Origin of the sequence: Bradyrhizobium sp. CCBAU 11430, assembly GCF_028128855.1 — a bacterium.
Lineage (GTDB): Bacteria > Pseudomonadota > Alphaproteobacteria > Rhizobiales > Xanthobacteraceae > Bradyrhizobium > Bradyrhizobium ottawaense.
This window is the reverse complement of sequence record NZ_LBJV01000072.1, coordinates 12654-36460: the sequence shown is the minus strand read 5'-3', so window position 1 is coordinate 36460 and position 23807 is coordinate 12654. Positions and strand designations below refer to the sequence as shown.

14 protein-coding genes are annotated in these 23807 nt (G+C 63.8%); 9 read left to right on the top strand and 5 right to left on the bottom strand.

What is annotated here, in order from left to right; translation table 11 throughout:
* Positions 1-139 precede the first annotated feature (139 nt).
* Both XI04_RS33120 and XI04_RS33115 read right to left on the bottom strand, forming a co-directional pair.
* Positions 140-1666 carry a permease gene (locus XI04_RS33120; protein WP_095426861.1) on the bottom strand — a complete coding sequence of 509 codons (1527 nt, stop codon included), beginning with the start codon at positions 1664-1666 and terminating at the stop codon, positions 140-142.
* Positions 1663-2412 (bottom strand): ABC transporter ATP-binding protein, encoded by a 750-nt coding sequence (locus XI04_RS33115; protein ID WP_038948841.1) that lies wholly within the window; start codon positions 2410-2412, stop codon positions 1663-1665. The genes XI04_RS33120 and XI04_RS33115 overlap by 4 nt, the downstream gene beginning before the upstream one ends.
* A 262-nt stretch (positions 2413-2674) precedes the next feature.
* Here XI04_RS33115 and XI04_RS33110 point away from each other — a divergent pair, with 262 nt between their 5' ends.
* The 6 genes from XI04_RS33110 (at position 2675) to XI04_RS33085 (ending at position 9490) form a co-directional block, all read left to right on the top strand.
* On the top strand, positions 2675-3550 hold the full coding sequence (locus XI04_RS33110; RefSeq protein WP_018321344.1) for a branched-chain amino acid ABC transporter permease: 876 nt from the start codon (positions 2675-2677) through the stop codon (positions 3548-3550).
* 4 nt (positions 3551-3554) lie between these two features.
* Positions 3555-4706: a branched-chain amino acid ABC transporter permease gene (locus tag XI04_RS33105; protein ID WP_028140673.1), complete on the top strand. Its 1152-nt coding sequence runs from the start codon at positions 3555-3557 to the stop codon at positions 4704-4706.
* Positions 4703-5461, top strand: a complete 759-nt coding sequence (locus tag XI04_RS33100; RefSeq protein WP_018321346.1) for an ABC transporter ATP-binding protein — start codon at positions 4703-4705, stop codon at positions 5459-5461. The genes XI04_RS33105 and XI04_RS33100 overlap by 4 nt, the downstream gene beginning before the upstream one ends.
* 3 nt (positions 5462-5464) lie before the next feature.
* Entirely contained in the window at positions 5465-6253 is a 789-nt protein-coding gene (locus XI04_RS33095; protein WP_038973129.1) for an ABC transporter ATP-binding protein, read from the top strand.
* Between the two features lie 91 nt (positions 6254-6344).
* Entirely contained in the window at positions 6345-8183 is a 1839-nt protein-coding gene (locus XI04_RS33090) for an AMP-dependent synthetase/ligase (RefSeq protein ID WP_271610147.1), read from the top strand.
* A 107-nt stretch (positions 8184-8290) separates the two neighbouring features.
* Positions 8291-9490 (top strand): ABC transporter substrate-binding protein, encoded by a 1200-nt coding sequence (locus tag XI04_RS33085; protein WP_028140670.1) that lies wholly within the window; start codon positions 8291-8293, stop codon positions 9488-9490.
* Positions 9491-9670: 180 nt separating this feature from the next.
* Here the strand turns inward: XI04_RS33085 and XI04_RS33080 are convergent, their stop codons facing one another.
* Both XI04_RS33080 and XI04_RS33075 read right to left on the bottom strand, forming a co-directional pair.
* A complete protein-coding gene (locus XI04_RS33080; RefSeq protein ID WP_095426862.1) occupies positions 9671-10783 on the bottom strand; it encodes a lysozyme inhibitor LprI family protein in 1113 nt (370 codons plus the stop codon).
* 156 nt (positions 10784-10939) lie between these two features.
* Complete coding sequence (locus tag XI04_RS33075) at positions 10940-11671, bottom strand: transglutaminase-like cysteine peptidase (protein WP_028140668.1); 732 nt, start codon at positions 11669-11671, stop codon at positions 10940-10942.
* Positions 11672-12291: 620 nt separating this feature from the next.
* Between XI04_RS33075 and XI04_RS33070 the strand changes: the two genes are divergently transcribed.
* The gene (locus XI04_RS33070; RefSeq protein WP_442868728.1) at positions 12292-17676 is read left to right on the top strand and encodes a VCBS domain-containing protein; all 5385 of its coding nucleotides are present in this window, start codon (positions 12292-12294) and stop codon (positions 17674-17676) included.
* 74 nt (positions 17677-17750) lie between these two features.
* Positions 17751-19982 (top strand): CHASE2 domain-containing protein, encoded by a 2232-nt coding sequence (locus XI04_RS33065; RefSeq protein ID WP_212428828.1) that lies wholly within the window; start codon positions 17751-17753, stop codon positions 19980-19982.
* Positions 19983-20320: 338 nt separating this feature from the next.
* Here XI04_RS33065 and XI04_RS33060 read toward each other — a convergent pair whose 3' ends face one another.
* Positions 20321-21916, bottom strand: coding sequence for an ABC transporter substrate-binding protein (locus tag XI04_RS33060; protein WP_271610145.1), 1596 nt, complete (start codon positions 21914-21916; stop codon positions 20321-20323).
* A 199-nt stretch (positions 21917-22115) separates the two neighbouring features.
* Between XI04_RS33060 and XI04_RS33055 the strand changes: the two genes are divergently transcribed.
* A complete protein-coding gene (locus XI04_RS33055; protein WP_095426865.1) occupies positions 22116-23771 on the top strand; it encodes an ABC transporter substrate-binding protein in 1656 nt (551 codons plus the stop codon).
* Positions 23772-23807 lie beyond the last annotated feature (36 nt).

The following is a 23807-nucleotide window of genomic DNA, read 5'->3' as shown; positions in this document are numbered from 1 at the left end:
TGATGTCAGGGAAAGTCTAGCGTGCATTGCGGCGCGGGGCCAATGGGCTGCGATCAACAGCGCGTCAGTGTCGCACCTCTCACTCCGGCTATCAGTCCCGCCTTCAGTCCCGCCTTCAGTCCCGCCTTCAGTCCCGCCTTCAGTCCCGCCTTGGGCTGAACTTCCAGGTGATCGCAACCAGGCTCGCGGTGATCAGGCCGCTGATGAGGCCGGCGATGGGGAGTGCAAGCAGCAGTGCCGCGGTTGCGGCCCAGCCGATCGAGGAAAACGCTTCGGCGAAGGTCGCAAGCCGCGACGAGGTCTGGCGGCGCCGGAATTGGCTGCGCCGGGCCTGCACCCGAAACCAGAGCTGGATCGCGGTCGCGGAGGCCGCGCTGAGGATGATCGCGCCGGCACTCACTGCAGCCTGGATCGGTGCGGCGAAGGCCAGCGCGCCGATCAGCGGGCAGAAGATCACGGCGATCGCGATCAGCACCACCTCGATCTTGGCGCGGACGACGGCGGATGGCGTCAGCGGCGCAGTCGCGACCAGGTCGGGGGCGTCCTCGCCGGAGATCGTCAGCCAGGCCAGCCCGCCGGCAAGCTGTCCGGCCGCCATCACGATCACAGGCGTGATCAGCGTCAGCGCCGCGGAGCTGTCGGCAAAACTGCGCCAGAGCAGCAGCGCCGGCGGCACCAGATAGAGCAGCTGCATCAGGGTCTGCGAGATCAGCCAGGGATCGCGCCAGAGCAGCGAGAATTCCTTGCGCCGCAGCGCCTGCTGCCGCGACCCGCCGCGGAACGGACGCTCCTTCGCGCGCTCGCTGCCGGAGCTGCCGTAAGCCGCGGCATCGATCGCCGTGTCGGCAAAGCGGTGCGAGAAGATCGCCATGACGCTTCCGAGCAGCACCAAAGCGAGCGCCAGGAGCGGCAGCAGCGCTTCGCTGTCGCCCATCGCCGCCCGTGCCGGCCACCACCAGATGCTGTCGACATCGGGGGCATGGGCGGCCACGCTGCCTGAGGTCAGGATGGTGAAGCGCGACAGCGTGCCGTAGGACACGATCGCGGCGACCTGGAGCGCGATCACGAAGCCGGCGCCGATGATCGCGGCGAGGATCTGGGCAATCAGGCGCGTCCGCGCTGGGCCGATCAGGCGAAACAACAGGATGGTGACGGCGATCGCGACCGCCGCGGCCGACAGGCCCATGGCGACGACCACCCCGAATGCGCTGAGCCAGCGCGCGCCGCCGCCGATCACGAGCACATCGATGAACGGCGTCGAGAACAGCAGCGCGATCGCGGTGACGGTCAGCGCGATCGCGGCGATGCGGACCGAGAACAGATTGGCGAGCGTCGCCGGCGAGGACATGATCAGGTCGAGATCGGCGCGGGCGTAGAACACCCGCGTCACCGATTCGATCGCCTGCGACAGCATCAAGGTCCAGGCGAGAACGATCGTCGCCGAGATCACGATCAGCGAGGATTTGTCGAGCGGCAGCTGCAGATCGGCGAAACGGCCGATCACCGCCCAGGCCGGCAGATGCAGCAGCGCGGCGAAGCAGAGTAGGCCGATGATTGCGGCGCGCGCCCGCTTGCGTCGTCCGCCGGTCATCATGGCGAACCATTCGCGCCAGGCGAGCCGGAGCTCGTGGCGTGCGAACCAGGAGAGCGCGGTTGCCGAGCTCATGCGGCTTCCGGAAGCGTCACCAGCGCGATGAAAAGATCCTCCAGGCTGGTATCGGCATGGCCGTTCTGCTGGCGCAGCTCGGTCAGCGTGCCTTCGGCCACCAGGCGACCCGAGGCGATCACGCCGATGCGGTCGGCCATGCGCTCGGCGACTTCGAGAATATGCGTGGTCATGATGACGGTGCAGCCGGCGCGGACACGCTCGCTGAGCAGGCCCTTCACGTGGCGCGCGGAGACGGCATCGAGCCCCGTCAGCGGCTCGTCGAGAATGATGAGGCTGGGATCATGCACCAGTGCGCCGGCGAGCGCGACCTTCTGGCGCATGCCCTTGGAAAAGCCTTCGCAGCGCTCGTGCCGGTGCGGTGCCAGGCCGAGCGAGGCGAGCAGGTCCTGCGCGACCGGCTCCGAGACCGATGGCGCGATGCCCCAGAGGCCGGCGACGAATTCGAGATATTCGAGCGGGGTCAGCTTGTCGTAGATCATGGGCTCGTCGGAGACCCACGCCATCACCTGCTTGGCGGCGACGGGATTTTCGAGCGCATCGATGCCGAAGATCGAGACCGCGCCGGCATCGGGGCGCAGCAGGCCCGCAACCATGCGCAAAGTGGTGGTCTTGCCGGCGCCGTTGGGGCCGACCAGCGCATAGAATTCGCCGGCGTGGATGGTGAGATCGAGGCTGTCGACCGCCAGACGGTCAAAACGCTTCGTTAACCCCAGGACTTCCAGCGCCGACTTGTCCCGCTTCATGACGGCCACACTATCCGGTTTTGCATCGCTCGCGACCATGATCCCAAGATATTTCGGCACCGTGAATCTACGGCCCATAAATTCCGCCATCCGGTTTCGACTAATGGCAAGTCACCGTTTGTTGACAGTAAGGAGCGGTTCAGGCTGAATTGGTTCCGGACAAATGGCGCTAACGCAGCGAAACGACTGTGTAGCGACTGGACACAAGATGCGGCAAGGCGGTCGGGAAGAACCGCCGGTTGCATCGGGAGGACGCGCGTCAATGCTGGATTTCGTTCAGCAGCTGGTCAGCGGTGTTGCGCTCGGCTGCGTCTACGGCCTGATCGCGCTCGGGTTTGTGCTCGTCTACAAGGCCACCGAGGTCGTCAATTTCGCCCAGGGCGATCTGATGATGCTGGGCGGCTTCTTCGCCTTCACCTTCATCGGCATGATGGGCCTGAACTACTGGATCGGCTTTGCCGGTGCGGTGGCCGCGATGGCGCTGTTCGGCATGCTGGCAGAGCGCGTGGTGGTGCGGCCGATCCTCGGCTATCCGCAATTCTCCATCATCATGGCCACCATCGGCCTTGGCTATTTCCTGCGCTCGGTCGCCGGCATGATCTGGGGCACCGATGATCTGAAGATCGAGACCCCGTTCAGCCAGGGCGTGCTCCGCATCGGCTCGCTGGTGCTCGCTTACGACAAGCTGTCGGTGATCGCGGCGACGATGATCCTGTGCACGCTGCTCTATCTCTTCTTCAACAAGACCACGCTCGGCACCGCGATGCGCGCCAGTTCCGAGAACATGCTCGCGGCCTACTACATGGGCATCCCGGTCAAGCGCGTGGTGTCGATCGTCTGGGCGATCAGCGCGGCGGTCGCGACCTGCGCCGGCGTGCTGCTCGCGCCGATCACCTTCATCCATTCCAATGTCGGCCTCGTGCTTGGCCTGAAGGCATTTCCCGCCGCGGTCCTCGGCGGCTTCGGCTCGATCCCGGGCGCCGTGGTCGGCGGCGTCCTGATCGGCGTGATCGAGAGCATGGCCGGCTTCTACCTGCCCGAAGGCTGGAAGGATGTCGCGCCGTACCTCGTGCTGCTCGCCGTGCTGCTGTTGAAGCCCGAAGGCCTGTTCGGCCACCACGTCCGCAAGAAGGTCTGAACGCATGCGCTTCCTGTTCAAGACCGACTATGAGGACGACATCAAGCTGTTCCCGCATTCGGGCTATCTGGTCTCCTACGGCATCCTGCTCGCGCTGCTGTTGATCGCGCCCTATGTGCTCTCCAGCTATCTGATGAGCCAGCTCGTCTTCGTCTGCATCTATGCGATCGTCGGCGTCGCGCTGCTGATCCTCACCGGCTTTACCGGCCAGGCCTCGCTCGGCCACGCCGCATTCCTCGCCATCGGGGCCTACACGGCGGCATACTTGCAGAAGTACAACGTGCCGTTCCCGATCTACTTCCTCGCCGCCGGAGGTTTGACCGGCATCATCGGCGCGATGGTCGGCTTTCCCGCCCTGCGCCTGACCGGCATCTACCTCGTCATCGCTACCATCTCCTTTGCCCTGATCGTCGAGGAGATCCTGGCGCGCTGGGAAAGCGTCACCCACGGCAACGAGGGCATGCGGGTGAAGACGCTGTCGCTGCTCGGCGTCACCGTCCCGCGCGATAGCCCCACCTTCTATTTCCTCTGCCTCTCAGTGCTGGTGCTGACCATCGTCGGCACGCTCAATCTGCTGCGCTCGCCGACGGGACGTGCCTTCGTCGCGATCCGCGACAGCGAGACGGCGGCGCGCAGCATGGGCGTCAATGTCGCGCTCTACAAGGTGAAGTCATTTGCGATCTCGGCGGCGATCACCGGCTTTGCCGGCGTGCTGTTCGCCCACAAGCTCTCCTTCATCTCGCCGGAGATGTTCACGCTCCAGCTCTCGATCGAGTTCATCATCGTGATCCTGATCGGCGGCACCTTCAGCCTGCACGGCGCGGTGCTGGGGGCGATCTTCATCGTGATGATCGATCCGTTCCTGACCTATCTCAAGGACGACATGCCCGGCATGATCGCCGGGATCGCGGCGACGTTCGGCGCCGGCCCGGCCACCGCCGGCAACATTCAGTCGAAGGTCGCGGCCTTCGCCTCGCTCAACGGCCTCAAAGGCGCGATCTACGGCATCATCATCGTGCTGTTCGTGCTGTTCGAGCCGCTGGGTCTCTATGGCCGCTGGCTGAAGATAAAACTCTTCTTCCAGCTGTTCCCGCTCTACAAGCGCGCCACCTTCAAGCGGCAGAAGATCTACGTGAAGTCGGAGCGGAACCGATGAGCTATTTCCGCGCCGAGAATCTGTCGCTGCATTTCGGAGGGCTGAAAGCGGTCGACGCGGTCTCGTTCGCGGTCGAGAAGGGCGAGATCCTCTCGATTATCGGTCCCAACGGCGCCGGCAAGAGCTCGATCTTCAACCTGATCTCGCGGATCTACCGGCCGACCTCGGGCCGCATCTTCTTCGAGGATCAGGATATCACCGAAGAGCCGCCTTACGACATCGCCAAGCTCGGCATCGCCCGCACCTTCCAGAACATCGAGCTGTTCGAGAATGCGACCGTGCTCTCCAACCTCCTGGTCGGCCGTCACCGGCACTCGACCACGCAGCTCTGGCAGGAGCTCTTGTTCCTGCCGAGCGTGCGGGCCAACGAGAAGGTGCACCGCCGCAGGGTCGAGCAGGTCATCGAGTTCCTCGATCTCGAACCCTATCGCGATAAGCTGATCTCCGGCCTGCCCTATGGCGTGCGCAAGGTGATCGAGCTGGCGCGCGCGCTGTGCTCGGAGCCGAAGCTGATCCTGCTCGATGAGCCGTCGTCCGGCCTCAATGTCGAGGAGACCGACGACATGTCGTTCTGGATCCGCGACATGAAGAGCGAGCTCGGCGTCACCGTGCTGATGGTCGAGCACGACATGTCGCTGGTCAACCGCGTCTCCGATCGCGTCATCGCGCTGAATTATGGAAGGGTGCTGGCGATGGGCTCGCCCGCCGAAGTGCAGCAGCACCCCGACGTCGTCGCCGCGTATCTGGGAGCTTGACGCATGGACGCCGCTGTCACGCCCGAGATCATCCTGAAACTCTCCAACATCGAGAGCTATTACGGGCCGATCATGGCGATCCGCGGCATCTCGCTGGAGGTGCCGCGCGGCCGCATCGTCACCCTGCTGGGGGCCAATGGCGCCGGCAAGACCACGGTGCTGAAGACCATCTCGGGCATTCTCGATCCGCAGAAGGGCTCGATCGAATTCCTGGGCAGGCCGATCCAGCGCATGGAGGCCGACCGGATCGTGCGGCTGGGCCTCAGCCACGTGCCGGAGGGGCGCGAAGTGTTCCCGTTCCTCTCGGTGCGCGAGAACCTGATGATGGGGGCCTATCCGCGCAAGGACCGTGATGGCGTCGTGGAGGATCTCGACCGCGTCTATGGTTACTTTCCGCGGCTGAAGGAGCGCATCAACCAGCCGGCCGGCCAGCTCTCCGGCGGCGAGCAGCAGATGCTCGCGATCGGACGCGCCCTGATGAACCGGCCGACGCTGCTGCTGCTCGACGAACCCTCGCTCGGCCTGTCGCCGCTGCTGGTGAAGGAGATCTTCACCATCATCCGCCGCGTCAACGAGGAGCAGGGCATGTCGATCCTGCTAGTCGAGCAGAACGCCAAGGTGGCGCTGGAGACGGCGCATTACGGCTACGTGTTGGAGATCGGCCGTATCGTCATGAACGACACCTGCGACCGCTTGATGCATTCCCAGGACATCCAGGAGTTCTACCTTGGCGCCAAGGAAGCGGGCGCGCGAGGCGAGCGCCGCTGGAAAAAGAAGAAGACGTGGCGGTGAGGAAGAGCTGGCAGTAAGATGAGCTCGCCATCTGCAATAGAGACCGCCGGCAAGGCAGGCAGCGGAGGCAGGCGACAAGGAGGAGACGTGCATGGCCCGACCGGCGGTGCTGACGGTCGCTGATACGATCGCGAAGAGCTTCTTGCGCGCTGCGGAGACGCGGGGCGATCGGCCTGCCATCCGCGAGAAGAAATTCGGCATCTGGCAGCCGACAAGCTGGCGCGAATGGCTGGCGATATCGAAAGAGATCGCCTACGCGCTTCATGCGACCGGCTTCATGCCCGGCGATGTCGCCTCCATCATCGCCAACGCCGTGCCGGAATGGGTCCATGCCGACATGGGCATCCTGTGCGCCGGCGGCGTCGCTTCGGGCATCTACCCGACCGATGCGTCGTCCCAGGTCGAATATCTGGTCAACGATTCCCGGACGAAGGTGATCTTCGCCGAGGACGAGGAGCAGCTCGACAAGATCCTCGCTTGCCGCGCGCGCTGCGCGAGCCTGCAGAAGATCATCGTGTTCGACATGGAGGGCCTCAGCGGCTTCTCCGACGACATGGTGATGTCGCTCGACGAGTTTCGCGCGCTCGGCCGCAATCACATGGTCGGCCGCGAGGCGCTGTGGCAGGAGATGATCGACAGCCGCAGCGCCGGCGATCTCGCGATCCTGGTCTATACGTCCGGCACCACCGGTCCCCCCAAGGGCGCGATGCACGCCAACCGCAGCGTCACGCACCAGATGCGTCACGCCAATGATTTCATTCCGGCGCAGGAGGAGGAGGATCGCCTGATCTTCCTGCCGCTGTGCCACGTCGCCGAGCGCATCGGCGGCTACTACATCTCGGTCGCACTCGGCTCGGTGATGAATTTCGCCGAGAGCCCGGAAACCGTGCCGGACAATCTGCGCGAGGTGCAGCCGACCGTCTTCCTCGCGGTCCCCCGCATCTGGGAAAAGTTCTATTCCGCCATCACCATCGCGCTGAAGGATGCGACCCCGCTGCAGCAATGGGTCTATCGCCGCGCCATCGGCATCGGCTACCGCATGGTCGATTACCGGATCGAGGGCAAGCCGCCGCCGCTGTCGTTGCGCCTCGCAAGCCGGATCGCCTACCGGCTCGCATTCCGCAACATCCGCCGCATGATCGGGCTCGATCGCTGCCGCGTCGCCTTCACCGGCGCAGCGCCGATCGCGCCGGAGCTGATCCGCTGGTATCTCGCGCTCGGCATCGACATGCACGAGCTCTACGGCCAGACCGAGAATTGCGGCGTCGCCACCATGATGCCGGCGGAGCGGATCAAGCTCGGTTCGGTCGGCACCGCCGTGCCCTGGGGCGAGGTCACGCTGTCGCCCGAGGGCGAGATCCTGATCAAGGGCGACTTCCTGTTCATGGGTTACCTCAACCAGCCGGAGAAGACCGCGGAGACCATCGATCAGCGCGGCTGGCTGCACACCGGCGACGTCGGCACCATTGACAATGAAGGCTTCGTCCGGATCACCGACCGCATGAAGGACATCATCATCACCTCCGGCGGCAAGAACGTCACGCCGTCCGAGATCGAGAACCAGCTCAAATTCTCGCCCTACATCTCCGATGCCGTCGTGATCGGCGACAAGCGGCCGTATCTGACCTGCCTCGTGATGATCGACCAGGAGAACGTCGAGAAGTTCGCCCAGGACCACGACATTCCCTTCACCAATTATGCGAGCCTGTGCCGGGCGACGGAGATCCAGGATCTGATCGGGCGCGAGATCGAGCAGGTCAACGGCAATTTTGCCCGCGTCGAGACCATCAAGAAGTTCTACCTGATCGAGCGCCAGCTCACCCCGGAGGACGAGGAGCTGACGCCGACCATGAAGCTGAAGCGCGGCTTCGTGAACAAGCGCTACGCCGCCGAGATCGAGGCGATGTATCGCGAGCGCGCGGTTGCTTGAGCATGATCCGGAGGATCATGCTCAAGAGAGATGGATTTGAGAAAACGGCGAAGGCTTGAGAGGCCCGATCCTTCGCTCAACACGGGCCACTGAAGGAGGAGACTGCAATGTCGAAATCGCTGAAGGCGCTGGGCCTCGCGGTGAGCGCCCTTGCGCTGACCTGTCTGCCGGCCACCGCTCAAACCAAGGTCACCAATGAGGGCATCTCGGCATCCGAGATCGTCATCGGCACGCATCAGGACCTGTCGGGGCCGATCAAGGGCTGGGGCGTGCCGGTCTCCAACGGCATGAAGATGGCGGTCGAGGAGATCAACGGGGCGGGCGGTGTCCAGGGTCGCAAGATCAAGCTTGTCGTCGAGGATAGCGGCTACGATCCGAAGAAAGCCGTGCTGGCTTCGCAAAAGCTGATCGAGCGCGACAAGATTTTCGCGATGGTGGGACCAATGGGATCGCCGACCGTGCTCGCTGCGCAGGATATCCTGCTCGACGCCGGCGTGCTTCAGCTCTTCCCGCTGACGGCGGCCGAGTTCACCTTCAAGTTCGATGCGGCCAAGCCGCAGGAGCGGCTGAAGTTCAACAACCTCCTGCCCTATGTCGAGAGCACGCGCGCAGCGCTCAAATACATGATTGAGGCAAAGAATTTCAAGAAGCCGTGCATCATGCATCAGGATGACGAGTACGGAAAAAATGTGCTCGATGGTTTTAACCAGCAGCTCGCCGCCATGAAGGTGCAGCCGGCCTCGATCACGAGCTACAAGCGCGGCGCCTCCGACTTCTCGGCGCAGGTCGCCAAGATGAAGTCCGACGGCTGCGACCTCGTCGTGCTCGGCGCGGTCCTTCGTGAGCCTATCGGCACCATGACCGAGGCCAGGAAGCTCGGCTGGGAGGTCACCTTCCTCGGTGCCACGCCCGTCAACGTGCTCGAAGTGCCGGCGCTCGGCAAGGAAGTGGTGGAAGGCTTGTATGCCGCTTCGAACTTCGAAATTCCCTACGAGGACACCGCGAAGGGAAAGGTGAAGGACTGGCTCGTCAATTACAAGAAGATGTTCAACGCCGACGCCAACACTCAGGCGATCATCGGCTACAATGCGGTGATGACGTTTGCGCATTATGCCAACAAGGCTGGCAAGGATCTCACTGGCCAGAAGATGCTCGACGCGCTGGAGTCCGGCGACAAGTTCCAGGATATCTTCAATTCGCCGCCGACCGTGTTCTCGAAGACCAACCATCTCGCCACCACGGTCACCCAGGTGCAGCAGGTGAAGAACGGCCGTTGGGTCCTGGTGAAGGACAATCTGATGTTTTGATGCGGACTCTCTCGCGGCGAGTTCAGTGCACCCTCTCCCCTTGTGGGAGAGGGTGGCTCGCCGCGTCGAGCCGGGTGAGGGGTCTCTATCCTCACGAATAGTCTAGCGAGTGGAAAGAACCCCTCATCCGTCGCGCTCGCGCGCGCCACCTTCTCCCACAAGGGGAGAAGGAAGAAGCACCTACGATCCCCCGCTCGCCGTCCCCGAATTCACCGGGGCCAGTTCGTCTTCCCTGCAGCGCCAGCCGTCGGCGGCTTTGACGAACGCAAAAGTGCGCTGGATCCTCACGCGACGCGTCACGTTGAAGGCTTCTGCCGAACGCTCCTTGTTGGCGGCGCTGGGCTGCGGAAGACCCGTCCTGGCGTCCCAGCAGGTGCCGGTGCAGCTGGATGCGACCTTGCTGCACATGGTGAAGGGCGCCAGCACCGCCATCTCGATTTCGCCGGTGACCTGCGCCTCCTGCTCGGTCACCTGGCTGTCGAGCGCGTAGACGCGGTTGATGCGGAGGAAGCTGCCGCACGAATTGGCCGCGTGGATCCGCGCCGCGCAGAAGTCGACCGCGTCGGTGTCGGGGATGCGGGCCGCGATCTGCCGGCCGAACACCTTCTTGGGATCGCCCTTCGCCGCGCGAATGTCGTCGGCTTTGTGCTTCAAATGATCGGCGAGGCAATCCTCTGCGGATTCGAGCTCCTGGAGCGGCACGTTCTCCTTGCCGACCAGATTGCATTTGCGATCGCGCTCTCGTGTCCACCTGCCATATTCGGCGAAGGCAAAGCGCGCTGCGGTCGGGTCCAGCTTGCCGATCAGGCCGAGCACCTGGCCATTGAGCTCCGTTTCGGCAAGGGCCAGCGACGGGTCCGCACAAATCACCGCGCCCGCCGCGGTGTTGGCTGCGAGGCAGTCGAAATCCGGATCGCGCAGGATCGCGGCGCGCTCCTCGGTCACCTTGAGCAGGCACGCCTTCACCCGCTCGAAATCATCAGTGCGGATCGCGGTCTGGCCGACAATGCCGCAGCCGAGATTGCGCTGGCGGATCCAGATCGCATTCTCCTCGATCGCGGGAAGGCGATCGGGCAGGCGGGCGAGCCGCGCCTCGATCGCGGTGTTCAGCTTCTCGGCGGCGGCGGCAAGCGTGGCATCACCGCAGAACAATTGATTGCCGGGGTCGCGAATCTGCTGGCAGTTGTTCCTGGCGAACAGCGGCAGCCGATCGGCGATGGAGCGGTCGGACTGCGCTGACGCGGGTAAGGCGAGCGCCAGCAGCGCAATCACAGTCAGCACGATGAACCGCATTCCCGTCGCCCCCGCAAAGCCGTGGCCATGCTAGCCGCCCGGATCGCGTGGTGGAATGAGTTTTTGGTGAACGGAGGTTCGTAGCCTGGATGGAGAGAAGCGTAATCCGGGACTCGTAGGACAAGCGACAGCGGCCCCGGATTGCGCTGCGCTCCATCAGCGCGCCTCGGCGGCGACCATCGAGACCTGCATCGGTTCGTCGACATATTTCATTACGGCCGACTGATGGAGCGCGAACAGCGGCTGGTAGCTCCGCGCAGCGTCGTCCTCGACCATCGCCATGCGGCGGTTGTCGAGCATCAGCCAGCGGCCGTCGAGGCGCGCGGCGACAACCGCGTGCTCTTCGCCGGCCCTGACGTCGCGCACCACGAGGATGCGGAGGTCCTCAGGCGCCACGCCCGCCAACCGCAGCGCGGCCAGCTTGGCGATGGCATAGTCCTCGCAGTCGCCGGCGCCGCGCGCGAAGGTCGCTAGCGGCGAGCCCCAGACGTCGTCGATGCCGTCATTGGCGGCCCGGATGGCAAGGTTGATGGCGCGGTTGGTCTCGCCGAGCCGCGCGCGGCCGTCGCGGGCTCGGGCCTGGTCGACGATGGCGAGCAGCTTCAGGGCCGCCGGCGAAGCGCAATTGTCCCGGTCACCGTCGCATAACGCGAGCTGCACCATGTCGCCGTCGAGCTTGTCTTTCAGCGCGAGCCATTTCTGTTGCAGGCTGCCGGCGGAGATGGCGAAGGCGAACACGCCGAACGGCTCGGCGGATTTGCGCACGAGCAGGCCTGCGCCCGGCGACAGCAGCGTGCCGGCGCGAAGCTCGGCGGCTGATCCGAGCAGGACCAATCCGCACAGGACAAGGATTGCGCGCCAGGCGCGCGAGCGAGCAGCGGTCTCCATCTGACATCCCCTTCCCGAGCTTCGTCAGATCCCCCTCGACCTGAACGTGCCGGGCTTTGTTGCTTTCGCGGAGATAGTGCGAGACGGGCCGTTTTGTTCTGCTTAACGCGCCCGGCTGGGGTTCCAAAACCGGGGAACAGCCTGAAATGGACCTGCCCAAATTGCGTAAAACTTTACGATTCGCCGGCTAGGAGTGTCCGGCTGCCGCGAAATGGAGCCAATTGCAGACACAGGTTGTGGGGGTGCCGAATCTGGGTCCTATGGCTAACGCCCCCCTATTTCATGGGGTTCTGTTAGTTAGGTCACAGATTTAACTCCGTATTTGCCGCAGGATGCCGCGGAACCTCGCGAAGGAAAGATGACGCAAGTATCTGTTTCGTTACTATGCGTCAGATTACTTTGGATGACTGGAAATGCGTGGAAACAGGCCGAACTCGACTTCCGAATATTTGAGAGATTACTTTCGCTTCTCTGTAGCGGCGCCAAGCCGTGGGGCCTCTTGGGGCCAAGTGATGCGAAATCACACAAGCAATAGATGGTATCGCTAAGGACTTGCTAATGCTATGCAAGCTTAGGCGGTCGATACTTACTTAAATTTTAACCCTTTTTACGGTGCCCGGTTGAACTACGCTGGCCAATTTGACGCCGCGATTTCCTTGGACGGCCAGGGTTCCCGTTCGCCCGCGGGCAGTCATGTCGATTCCTTTACGGCGAAGGCGCATGGTCACGTGCCTGAGGGCGCGTTCGTTGTTCCCGACCCCAACCTGATCTTCAACGGCGAATTCAAGCGCACGGGTCTCGATCTCGTGTTGTCCCACGAGGGTCACGAATTCGTCGTTCACGATTATTTCCGGGGCGAAAAGCGTGCCGCGCTGGCCTCACCCGACGGCGCCCATCTCACCGGCGAAATCGTCAACGCGCTCACGGGCCATGTCCAGGTCGCTCAAGCCGCCCCCGGCGGCGCTGCTGCGGCCCAGGTCATCGGCCACGTCACCAAGCTCGTGGGCAGCGCGACCGCGATCCGCAACGGCGTCTCGGTCATCCTGAACAACGGCGACAACGTCGAGAAGGGTGACGTGGTCTCGACCGGCGCGGATTCCACGCTCGGCATCACCTTCATCGACGGTACCGTGTTCGGCCTGTCCTCGAATGCGCGGATGGTGCTGAACGAGATGGTCTACGACCCCAACGGGTCGAGCAATTCCTCACTGCTCAGCCTGGTCGCCGGCACCATCACCTTCGTCGCCGGCGAGACCGCCAAGCACGGCGACATGAAGATCGACACGCCGGTCGCCACCATGGGCATCCGCGGCACCGCCGTGCTGACCCAGATCAACTTCGTCGTTCCCGCCGGTGGCGGCGATCCGCAGCCGCAGGCGAGCTTCCAGGTGCTGGTCGAGCCGAACGGCACGACGGGCTCCTACATCCTGTTTGACAAGGTCACGCTGCTGCCGATCGCGACGGTCAACCAGGCCGGCCAGATGATCCAGATCAGCGGCGGCAACGTCTCGATCTCCAATGCGCTGATGTCGCCGGACGTTCAGAAGCTGATCACGGACGTGTTCACGCTGAAGTTCACCGACAACAACACCAACACCAAGCTGACCACGAACTTCACCGACACGCTCACGCCGATGAGCCTGGACGTCGTGTTCAAGTCGGGGGGCGGCGCCGTGGCGACCGCGACATTCGTCAATCTCAATTCGCAGGGATCGGAGGCGCCCGGCACGTCTACGCCGCCCATCGTGCGTATCCCCGGCCAGCCGATTGTGCAAAGCTTCGACGCCGGCGGCAATGTGAAGACGGCGTTCGCGCTGACCGAGCGTGCTGACGCGACCGGCGACACGCATTCCGATACGATTTCCGGCCTGATCAGATTCGTCGATCAAAACCTCGGCGACCGGCCGACGGTGAGCATCAGCCTCGCCGAAGCGCCGAACTACGTCTACAAGGACGCCGGCCAGCACGACGTCACCGGCTCGCTCTCGGCGCTCCAGAAGCAGGACATCGCGGCGACGCAGATCCAGATCAACGTCGCCCCCGACGCTGCCAACGAAAACAACGGCTCGGCGGTCTGGACTTACACGATCCCGGACAAAGTCTTCGACTTCCTCGCCGCCGGCGAAACGCTGGCGCTGACCTACATGGTCCGCGTCGACACCAATTTCTCAGTCAGCCCAGAGTCGAAGCTCATCCCGATCACCATTACGGTCACGGGCACGAACGACAAGCCCACCGTCGCGACGTCGGGTGGAACCGTCATCGAGAAGGTCGGGACCGGCAACGAGACTCTGGATACCATCACAGGCACCGTCACCTTCACCGACGTCGACCTGACAGACCGGCCGATCGTGAATGCCGCGCTCTCGTCCACGCAGCCGTTCAAATATCTCGATGCCGAAGGCAACGATATCACGTCGACGCTGACGCCGCAGCAACTCGCGGCGATTGCCGCCGTCGAGGTGCCGCTGACCGTGGTACAGGGCGCGGGGAACGGCAACAACGGCTCGGCCACCTGGACCTACAGCGTTCCCGACCATCTTTTCGATTTCCTCGCCAAAGGCGAGAAACTGACCCTCAACTATGTGGTGCAGGTCGACGACGGACACGGCGGCGTCGTCAGCACCCCGATCACGGTGTCGATCAACGGTGCGGACGTCAATGTCGAGGGCACCAACGACGTGCCGACGATCGTCGAAGATCTGACCACGCCGACCGGTGCGGTGACCGAGGATACGGCGGCCACGCTCGCCGCCAACGGCACCATCACATTCAACGATCCTGATCTCACGGACACGCACACCGCGAGCTTTTCGCTGAAGTCGACGATTTCGACCACGCATCTGCCGGGCTTCAGCGACGGCACCTCGCATATCGGCACGTTCGCGCTTGCCCCGGTGGTTGAAAGCCCGGGCGCCAGCTCCCGCGGGTCAGTGGGCTGGACCTTCACGCTCGACGACAACGACCCGGTGCTCCAGTCGCTGGCCGAAGGGCAGACCATCACGCAGGTCTATACTGTCAGGATCGACGACCATCACGGTGGGACGGTCACCCGGGACGTCACGGTCGTCATCACGGGCAAGAACGACGCGCCGACAGTCACCAGCGGTGCCGCGGCGGCGACAGGTCATGTCGTCGAGGACGCGGACCTGACGCTGTCGATCGGCGGTACGCTGGCCATCCAGGATCTCGACCTGATCGACACCCATGCGGCGCAGGCGGTGTTCAAGTCGTCGTCCATCAGCTCGGCTCTGCCGGGCTTCGATGCCGACAGCACGCACATCGGTACGTTCACGATCGATCAGTCGGTGCTCGAGTACAACTCCGACACGAGCAATGGCGCGACGCTGGGTTGGCACTTCAGCCTCGACAACAGCAATGCAATGCTGCAGTCGCTGGCGCAGGGCCAGACCATCACGCAGGTCTATACCGTTACGTTCGACGATCATCATGGCGGTACCGTCAGCGAGGACGTCACCGTCACGATCACGGGCGTCAATGATGCACCGACGATCACGAACGATGCCGCCGCAGCGACGGGCGCGGTGACCGAGGATGAGTGCGCCTCGCTCACGGCCGACGGCACGCTGGCGATCCAGGATTTGGACCTGACCGACACCCACACGGCGGCGTGGTCGTTCAAATCTTCGTCGGTCAGCTCGAACCTGCCGGGCTTCGGGACCGGCTCGCATATCGGCACCTTCACGATCGATGCGGTGTCCGAATCCAGCACTGACGGTAACAACGGTGCGACGTTGGGCTGGCACTTCACGCTCGACAACAACGATCCCGTGCTGCAGTCGCTCGCGGAAGGGCAGACCATCACCCAGGTCTACACCGTGACGTTCGACGACCAGCACGGCGGCAAGATCAGCCAGGACGTGACCGTCACCATCACCGGCACCAACGATGCGCCGACCGTCTCCTACGCCACGTCGGACGACATGGGCTTCGACGGCCACACCATCGCGGTCGGCGCCGCGCCGACGGTCGCCACTGATGACGTGACGCTGGACGGCCGGGTGAACTGGAACGGCGGCGCCGAGGCTGGTCACGGCCAGATCCTGTTCTACAACGGCAACACCTCGACGACGGGCTTTGGCCTGCTCGGCACGGTCAATGCCAACGGCACGATGGAGCTGCAGATCCTCGCGGGCGGCGTCCAGATCGCCGATACCGGCGTGGCAATCGCCGCGTCACAGTGGCACAACATCGCGCTGACCCGCGAGAACGGCACCTTCTCGCTCTATCTCGACGGCCATCTCGAATATTCGCAGGCATGGTCGGTCAACCCGATCGACGGCAGCCCGTCCAATCCGTCGCACTCTTACATGATGATCGGCGGCGCGAGCGAGCCGGGTGCGGCGGGCTTTGGCTCGGAAGGCTTCTTCGGCTCGATCGCCGACGTCAGCGTCTGGACCGACGCGCTGACGCAGGTTCAGATCCAGTCGATCGATTTCACCGCGCTCAGCGGCCACGAGACGGATCTGGCCGCGTACTATCAGCTCGGCGGCGGCAGCGGCAACACGGTCGCCAATTCGGTCAACCCCGCCCAAAGCCTCGACATCGACCTTGCCGACCTCAAGGAAACCAATGAGGGGCTGGACACTCACGGCGTGCTGACGGTTTCCGACGTCGATGCGACCGATCACGTCACGGTGTCGGTCAGCCACGTGCAGGCCTATCTCGACGGCGTGCTGCAAACGGACAGCGTCGGCGGGCTGTCGAATGCCGACCTCCTGGCGGATCTCACTGTCCCCTCGGGCTACATCCTCGACGGTACCGCGACTCATACGCAGTTCACCTGGAACTTCAATTCGCACGGACAGGCGTTCGATTTCCTCGGCGCCGGCCAAACGCTGTCGCTGCAATACACGATCGTTCCGGCCGATGGTGTCGGCGCGGGCACCGGTGCAGTCGTCACCGTCAACATCGCCGGCAGCAACGACGCGCCGACGCTCGCAGATCTCCACATCGGTCCGCTCTCGGACACGGCTGCTGCCGACACTTTCTGCGATCTGACCGGGACGTTGGCGGGCAACGATGTCGACACCGGCGAGACGGCGACGCTGACCTATGCCGTCATCAATGCGGATCACCACGCGGCCACGACAGCTGGCGGACTCTACGGGACGCTGACGGTCAATCCCGATGGCAGCTACAGCTACGTTCCGAACGCCGCCGCGATCAACGCGCTGACCGACGGCTCCTACGCGGATATCTTCACGGTCCAGACCACGGATGTGCACGGTGCAACCGGCACGGCCACGCTCACGGTCGACGTGAGGGGCGCGAACGAGGCCGGCGGCCCGGTCATCGACACCGGGAGCTTCCAGGTCGAGCACATCATCGAGAACAGCAACGACATCATCACTGATCTCGTCGTCGTCGATACCGATGCAGGCGCAGCTGCGGATACGTTCACCGTCACGCTGTCGACGGCGCATCCGGACGTCAGCAGCGTCTATTTCGCTCCGATGACGGGTTCACTCGGCGCAATCAACGCGGGCCTCGCGAGCGGCGGTACTGGCGTCGTCTACGATCCGACAGGCGCCAGCGCCGATGACTACCCGCAGCCGCCCGTGACCGACCGGGTCACCCTGACCGTCGCCGATTCGGCCGGCCACTCCGACACGGTCAACTTCATCTTCGTCGCGGGAGCGAGCAGCCAGGATATCATTCTGGCAGGCGCCGACGGCAAGGACGTCATCTTCGCGACCGAGTCGAACGATACGCTGATCGGCGGCGGCGCCAAGGACCAGTTCGTGTTCGCGCCGACGTCGTCGCAGACCGCGGTTCAGCACACCGTGAATGACTTCGAGACCGGCCTCGACAAGATCGACCTGCGGCAGTTCACCAGCATCACGTCTTGGACGCAGGTTTCGCAGCACGCGGCGCAGCAGGGCGTCGATACCTTGCTGACGCTCGACAGCAACGACAAGATTCTCCTGAAGAACACAGTCGTCGGCAATCTCCACGCCAGCGACTTCATCGTTCATTCCTGACGCTTGGGCGCGTCGATCGTCGGTATCTGCGATCGGCGCTGCCATTGATCGTCAATGCATGATATTCCACCAGCATGAAACGTCTCAAGATCCTGCGGCGGTGGTTTGCACGGAAGCTGGGCTTTGCGCGGCTGATGTGCCTTGCGCTGCTGGTCATATTCGCCGGCGCGCGCCTGTGGGATCCGCTGCCGATCCAGGAATTGCGGCTGCGCACCTTCGACATGTTCCAGCTGATCGACCCGCGCCACAAGGCATCGCGGCCGGTCGTCATCGTCGACATCGACGACAAGAGCCTCGCCAGGCTCGGGCAGTGGCCGTGGCCGCGCACGCGCATCGCCGACCTGATCCAGAACCTCACCGATAGCGGCGCGGTGGCGATCGGCTTCGACGTGGTGTTCTCGGAGCCCGACCGGCTCAACCCGGAGCTGGTCGCGAGCCAGATGCGCTATCTGGACGACGCCACCCGCGCCAAGCTGCGCGAACTGCCGAGCAATGACCAGGTCCTCGCCGACGCGATCAAGCGCTCGCGGGTGGTGCTGGGAGAAACCGGGCTTCCAGAGGTCCTGTCCGAGCTCGATAAATCGCTTCCGTTCACGGGCGTGGCCACGCTCGGGGAGGAGGGCGCCGAGCGCTTCCTGTTCGAATTCCCCGGCCTGCTCCGCAACGTGCCGATCATCGAGAAGATCGCGGCCGGTCGCGGCCTGTTCTCGATCCGGACCGAGCGTGACGGATTGATCCGCCGCGTGCCGATGATCATGCGCGCCCAGGGCAACATCATGCCCTCGCTCAGCCTCGAGATCCTGCGTGTCGTCACGGGAACGCCGACCCTGCTGGTCCGCACGGACAAGGCCGGTATCAGGTCGATCCGCCTCAAGGGCCTGGAAGTTCCGACCGACAAGAACGGTCAGCTCTGGGTGCACTATGCCCGCCGGGATCCTTCGATCTACGTGTCCGCGGTCGACGTGCTCGACAACAGCCTGCCGCCTTCCAGGTTCGCCGGCAAGCTGGTGCTGGTCGGTACCTCCGCGGGCGGATTGAACGACATCAAGACGACGCCGGTGTCACGGGCCATGCCGGGGGTCGAGATCCACGCCCAGGTGCTGGAGAGCGTGCTGAGCGGCGCGGTGATCTCGCAGCCGAATTATGCGCTCGGCGTCGAATTGCTGGCCGCGCTCGTCATCGGCCTGCTCGTGATCATCTTCACGCCGAATCTCGGCCCTGTGCGCCTCGTGCTCGCGGGTGCGACCTTCGCTGCGATCCTGGTCGGCGTGTCCTGGTTCTTCTACGCGCAGTACCGCTACCTCATCGATTTCACCTATCCGCTGCTCTCGACCACTGCGGTCTATCTGACGCTGATCTTCGCGAGCTTCGTGCGCGAGCAGCGCCAGCGCGTGCAGATCCGCGGGCAGTTCGCGCAATACATGTCGCCGGTTCTGGTCGAGCAGCTGGCGCAGTCGCCGGAAAAGCTCGTGCTCGGCGGCGAAGAGCGCGAGATGACGATCATGTTCTCGGACGTGCGCGGCTTCACCACGATCTCGGAAAGCTACAAGCAGGACCCGCAAGGCCTGATTGCGCTGATGAACCGCTTCCTGACGCCGCTCACCGACGTGATCATCGAGCGGAAGGGCTACATCGACAAGTACATGGGCGACGCCATCATGGCGTTCTGGAACGCGCCGCTCGACGATGCCGAGCACGAGGTCAACGCCTGCGAGGCCGCGATCCAGATGCTGGAGCAGATCGACGCGGTCAACAAGGAGCGCGAGCAGGAAGCCGCCGACGGCGGCCATGTCTACATTCCGCTCAATGTCGGCATCGGCCTCAACACCGGCATCGGCGTGGTCGGCAATATGGGATCGGACCTGAAGAAGAATTATTCGGTGCTCGGCGACAGCGTGAACCTGGCTTCACGCCTGGAAGGCCAGTCGAAGGAATACGGCTTCCCGATCATCGTCGGATCCAGGACCGCGCTTGCCGCCAAGGACAAGTTCGCGATCCTCGAGCTCGACTTCATCATGGTCAAGGGCAAGACCGAGCCGGAGGTGATCTACGCTATCGCCGGGCGCGAGGACGTGATGCACTCAGGCGCCTTCCAGCGCCTGCGCAACATCACCATCGAAATGCTCGGCTGCTACCGCGGCCGCGACTGGCAGGGCGCACTCGATGCGATCGAACGCGGCCGTCGCAGCGAGGATGCCGACACGCTGGAAAAGCTGTTCAGGCTCTACGAGGCGAGGATCAGGGATTTTCAGATCAACCCGCCGCCGGAGGGTTGGAGCGGGGCGTATGCGCTGCTGACGAAGTAGTGGGGAGGCGTTGTTTGCGTTGCCAGCGCCTCAAATTCGCTGTCGTCCCCGCGAACGCGGGGACCCATAACCCCAGGGAGTGGTTGCCGCGCGAGATTGGCAACCACGTGTCTTCGTCAAACGACTCCCTGTGGTTATGGATCCCGGGTCTGCGCTGGCGCTTGCCCGGGACGACAGTGGTGGTTGATACGGCAGCTTGGCTCAAACGCCAGCGACGTCCATCAACTCTCGTAGGGTGGGCAAAGGCGCGTTAGCGCCGTGCCCACGATCCTGCTCCGCAATGCCGAGGTGGTGGGCACGCTTCGCTTTGCCCACCCTACGACACCTGTGTTTGCCGCTCACTCCATCCCGATCGTCGTCAGATCCTGAAACCAATGCTGCGCCTGCACGAACTGCTTGATCTTCGGCGACAGCGCGTGCGGGTTGGTATCGTGTACAACCCAGACCAGCGTGGCGTCGTCCACGATCAGCGCGTGCGCCTGGGCCAGCAACTCGTCCTGTTTGGCGCTATCGAATGTCTGCTTGGCCTCGTCGATCAGGGCATCCACCTTCGGGTTCTTGTAGCCGCCCCAGTTGACCCCCACAGGCGCGATCTGGCCCGAATGGAAGAAGCGGACGATGGCGTAGAGCGGGTCTGAGGTGACATAGGCGATGTTGTTGGCGGTGATGCCGGCGTTGATCTCGTCGGCCGCGCCCTTGCGCCAATGCGTATACAATGTCTCGAGCTCGACCACTTTGAAGTCGATGTCGATGCCGATCTCCTTAAAACTCTGCTGCAGGAATTCGTTCATCGGCAGCGACAGCATCTGGCCGGTGCCGCCCTGTGCGATGATGAAGGTGGCCTTCAGTGGTTTCGCCTTGGAGTAGCCGGCCTCCTCGACCAGCTTCTTCGCCGCAGCCAGATCATATTTCAGCTCGAAGCCCGGCTTGCCGAACCACGGGCTGGACGGGTCGACCTGGCCCTTCGCGGGCTTGGCGAGGCCATTCATCAGCCCGACCACGGCGTCGCGGTCGATCGCAAGGTTCAGCGCCTTGCGCAGGCGGATGTCGGTCCAGGGCGAGCCCGGCAGCACGCTGAGATGATAATTCCAGACATGCGGTGTGACGTTGTCGACGAGCTTCATGCCGGCGGCTTTCAGCTGCGGCACGGCATCCGGCGCCGGCGTCTCGATCAGATCGACTTGCCCCGCCAGCAGCGCGTTGGTGCGGGTCAGCGCTTCCGGCATCGGCACCAGCACGATTTTGTCGGCCTTGGGAATGCGCTTCTTGTTCCAGTAGTCCGGGTTCTTGCTGAGTTCTGCAAGCTCGCGCGGCACCAGCTTCGTCAGCTTGAACGGGCCGGTGCCGGAGGGCTGGCTCGCGAACTTGTCCCAATCCTTGCCGAGCTTGTCGTACTGCGCCGGGCTCGACACCAGGAACCACAGCATCTGATAGGGAAAGAAGGAATCGACCGTCTTGGTGGTGATCTCCACGGTGAAATCGTCGATCTTGGCGTAGCTCGCAACGGAGGGGAGGCGGGTCTTCACCTGCGCGCTCTGGCGCTTGTCGAATTGCGGCGCCTTGTCGTTGAGCACCTTGTCCAGATTCCAGATCACGGCGTCGGCGTTGAACTCGCTGCCGTCGTGAAACCTCACGCCCTTGCGAAGCGTGAAGCGCCATTTGGTCTTGTCGGCATCATCGACCTTCCAATCGGTCGCAAGCCCCGGCACCAGCTTGCCGGGCCGGTCGGCGACGTCCATCTCCCAGGCCACCAAGGGATCGTAGATCGTGTAGGCCGTGAACTGATAGGCGCCGGCGCCGCGATCGGGCTGACCCGTGGTGAGCGGAATGTCCGCCATCGAGATGCCGTAGCGCACCACGGTTTCGGCGCGCGCCGAGATTGCGGACAACGCCAGTGCAAGCACGGCGAGACAAATCGATAGACGAACACGCATGGCCCAGAGCTCCCAGGGGATTTCGAGACCGAACTTGCAATCTTGATGCCAGAATAGGCAGCGCGGCGCGTGGACCCGCCTGCGACCTACAAGGACTTGTCGTCGCAGGGCCAAATCGCAGAATAAGTTTCTCTTTGGCATAGCCATTGCATACGATTGCATCAAAAATAGTCATCGAAGCCGGAAAGGGATTGAGGCGATGCTTACTAAGAAGAACACGCGCGCGGCATGGATCGCGGTGCTCGCTCTAGCGACGGCGGCTGCATGGCCGCGTGAGGCCAGCGCCGACACCGTGCTGCGCATCGGCATGACCGCTGCCGATATTCCGCGCACGCTTGGCCAGCCCGATCAGGGTTTTGAAGGCAACCGCTTCACCGGCCTCACCATGTACGACGCGCTGACCGGCTGGGACCTGTCCTCCGCCGAGAAGGCGAGCGTGGTGATTCCCGGCCTTGCCACCGAGTGGAAGGTCGACGATGCCGACAAGACCAAGTGGGTTTTCAAGCTGCGCCCTGGCGTGACCTTCCACGATGGCTCCCCGTTCAACGCGGATGCCGTGGTGTGGAACGTCGAGAAGGTGTTGAAGCAGGACGCGCCGCAGTTCGACGCCAGCCAGGTCGGCGTCACGGCCTCGCGCATGCCGACGCTGGCCTCCGCCAAGAAGATCGACGACATGACGGTCGAGCTCACCACCAAGGAGCCCGACAGCTTCCTGCCGATCAACCTCACCAATTTGTTCATGGCGAGCCCGGCGAAGTGGCAGCATTTCTATGACAAGGCCGAAGGCGCCGACGCCAAGGCCAAGTCGCAGGCGGCATGGACGGCGTTTGCCAAGGACGCTGCAGGCACCGGCCCGTGGAAGATGGCGAGCTTCACGCCGCGCGAGCGGCTAGAGCTCGTCAAGAACGCGAGCTATTGGGACAAGGCGCGCGTGCCCAAGGTCGACAAGATGGTGCTGTTGCCGATGCCGGAAGCCAACGCCCGCACCGCGGCGCTGCTCTCCGGTCAGGTCGACTGGGTCGAGGCGCCGGCGCCGGACGCACTGCCCGAGCTCAAGCAGCGCGGCTTCAAGCTCTACGCCAACGAGCAGCCGCATGTCTGGCCGTGGCAGTTCTCCCGCGTCGAGGGCTCGCCCTGGAACGACATCCGCGTGCGCAAGGCCGCCAACCTCTGCGTCGATCGCGAAGGTCTCAAGGACGGCCTGCTCGCCGGCCTGATGGTGCCGGCCACCGGCACCTTCGAGCCCGGTCATCCCTGGCGCGGCAAGCCGAGCTTCGAGATCAAGTATGACAAGGCGGCTGCGCAGAAGCTGATGCAGGAGGCGGGCTTCGGCCCCAACAAGAAGCTGACGGTCAAGACCCAGACCTCCGCCTCGGGTTCGGGCCAGATGCAGCCCTTGCCGATGAACGAGTATCTCCAGCAGGCCCTTGCCGAATGCTACTTCGATGTGCAGCTCGACGTCATCGAATGGAATACGCTGTTCACGAACTGGCGCCGGGGCGCCAAGGATCCGTCGGCGAACGGTTCGCACGCGACCAACGTGACCTACGCGGCGATGGATCCGTTCTTCGCCCTGGTGCGCTTCCTGCAATCGGGCATGGCGCCGCCGGTCTCGAACAATTGGGGTTTCATCAACAATCCCAAGTTCGACGAGCTGGTGAAGAAGGCCCGCCAGACCTTCGATCCCGCCGCGCGCGACGCCGCGCTCGCCGAGCTGCACGCGGCCTCGGTCGACGATGCCGCATTCCTCTACGTCGCCCACGACGTCGGCCCCCGCGCGATGAGCCCGAAGGTGACCGGCGTGGTGCAGCCGAAGAGCTGGTTCATCGACTTCTCGCTGGTGTCGATGAAGTAGTTCGCGCCACACGAACAGTGCACCCTCTCCCCTTGT

Coding starts and splice junctions, on each gene's coding strand:
- XI04_RS33120 (WP_095426861.1), bottom strand. CDS start 1,666: ATGAGCTCGGCAACCGCGCTCTCCTGGTTCGCACGCCACGAGCTCCGG.
- XI04_RS33115 (WP_038948841.1), bottom strand. CDS start 2,412: ATGAAGCGGGACAAGTCGGCGCTGGAAGTCCTGGGGTTAACGAAGCGT.
- XI04_RS33110 (WP_018321344.1), top strand. CDS start 2,675: ATGCTGGATTTCGTTCAGCAGCTGGTCAGCGGTGTTGCGCTCGGCTGC.
- XI04_RS33105 (WP_028140673.1), top strand. CDS start 3,555: ATGCGCTTCCTGTTCAAGACCGACTATGAGGACGACATCAAGCTGTTC.
- XI04_RS33100 (WP_018321346.1), top strand. CDS start 4,703: ATGAGCTATTTCCGCGCCGAGAATCTGTCGCTGCATTTCGGAGGGCTG.
- XI04_RS33095 (WP_038973129.1), top strand. CDS start 5,465: ATGGACGCCGCTGTCACGCCCGAGATCATCCTGAAACTCTCCAACATC.
- XI04_RS33090 (WP_271610147.1), top strand. CDS start 6,345: ATGGCCCGACCGGCGGTGCTGACGGTCGCTGATACGATCGCGAAGAGC.
- XI04_RS33085 (WP_028140670.1), top strand. CDS start 8,291: ATGTCGAAATCGCTGAAGGCGCTGGGCCTCGCGGTGAGCGCCCTTGCG.
- XI04_RS33080 (WP_095426862.1), bottom strand. CDS start 10,783: ATGCGGTTCATCGTGCTGACTGTGATTGCGCTGCTGGCGCTCGCCTTA.
- XI04_RS33075 (WP_028140668.1), bottom strand. CDS start 11,671: ATGGAGACCGCTGCTCGCTCGCGCGCCTGGCGCGCAATCCTTGTCCTG.
- XI04_RS33065 (WP_212428828.1), top strand. CDS start 17,751: ATGAAACGTCTCAAGATCCTGCGGCGGTGGTTTGCACGGAAGCTGGGC.
- XI04_RS33060 (WP_271610145.1), bottom strand. CDS start 21,916: ATGCGTGTTCGTCTATCGATTTGTCTCGCCGTGCTTGCACTGGCGTTG.
- XI04_RS33055 (WP_095426865.1), top strand. CDS start 22,116: ATGCTTACTAAGAAGAACACGCGCGCGGCATGGATCGCGGTGCTCGCT.